Here is a 1,250-nt window from a genome sequence, read left to right on the forward strand (position 1 = left end):
TCAACGGGGCCGATGGAAAAGTCGAATCGGCGATGAAAGGGTGCCGCAGTCGCACCGTCATGCAGGGCTTCGAAAGCGTATTTACTGACGTCGCTGCGACCGATGCAGCAGTCACCGACGCTGGCGAGCCGGACGTCGTCGAGCCGGGTGAGCCTACTGAGGCCGCACCCGCGCAGCTTTAATCCCACTTTGCCCACGTACTAGGGCGCGCCGAACTGGCCGTGGACATGCCTGATTCACGCGATGAGCGTGGTCAGATCTTGTCTGCGGCCTTTTCGCTATTTCCCGAACAACAGGTGCATGGCACCGTATTGGTGTGTGCTGTTCGGTACTGGTGTTCCGCGCGGTGAGACCCATGTTGGTGTCCCATCGCGCACCTGTATTCGACCCCTGTTGTGTCTGCCGGGGTCATCGTCGTTGGTGCGGTTGTGATACCTGCACAACACCGACAGGTTACTCATATTCGTTGGCCCACCGCGGGCCCAGGGTTCGATGTGGTGGACCTCGCAGTTATCAGCAGCATGCCGGCAATCCGGCACCGGACACGTCGTCAGTGTTGCCCGGGCAAGGTCGCGTTGTTTCTTATTGGCGAACCGTTTCGTGCTGTACAGGTTCACCGGCCCTGCCTGCGGGTGGAAGAGTGCGACTTCCAAGTCGGACCCGTGGAACCGAGTCAGGTACTCCGCACCAGTCATCGTGGTGCCGTCCGACAACCCTAGGATGGTGTCATCGCCTTGGCCGCCGAGGATCGAGATGTAATCCGCCAGCGGGATCTGCACCAGCGGGCGTGGGACAGCATCAGCAACAGCCCCATCGTTGTGGAGTAGGTCGTGGAATGCCTCGTACATCTGAGGGCCCTCGGGACGGTTGGCGTCGAGTTTTTGGCGCAGCGCGTACTCAAGTGCTGCGATATCCCGCGCATCACCGGTGGCACTGAAGGTGCGCTTGCCTTTCCGCTCCTTGCCGAACCGCACCGCCGACTCAGGGGCAGGTGTATCCACCTCAGGAACGATGTCCTTGGCGCGGCGTTTCAACGTCTCGTAGTTCCCACGCACCGACAACAAGGCGAGGCGGATCTTCCACTTCTCCTTCTCTGTACCCAACGGGCGGACTTGTTGTTCGATGAACAGGATCTGGTCGAGTGATTTACCGGTTTCGCGGGCGATGCGTACTGCGTGGGCTTGCTTGCGGGGGGAGCGGGTCGTGCCGAAGTAGGTCTCGTGGGCTTTTTCCCACTCGATATACGTGGT

General features: G+C 60.6%; 2 protein-coding genes. One reads left to right on the forward strand and one right to left on the reverse strand.

Going from position 1 to position 1,250, the window contains the following annotated elements; genetic code table 11:
* Positions 1–182: hypothetical protein (locus M3G19_RS11780; protein WP_259902790.1), on the forward strand; the 182-nt coding region annotated here is incomplete at its 5' end.
* Between the two features lie 96 nt (positions 183–278).
* Here the strand turns inward: M3G19_RS11780 and M3G19_RS11785 are convergent.
* The coding region (locus M3G19_RS11785; RefSeq protein WP_259902791.1) for an HNH endonuclease signature motif containing protein at positions 279–1,250 on the reverse strand (972 nt) is incomplete at its 5' end.

Origin of the sequence: Corynebacterium sp. p3-SID1194 (assembly GCF_025144155.1) — a bacterium.
Lineage (GTDB): Bacteria > Actinomycetota > Actinomycetes > Mycobacteriales > Mycobacteriaceae > Corynebacterium.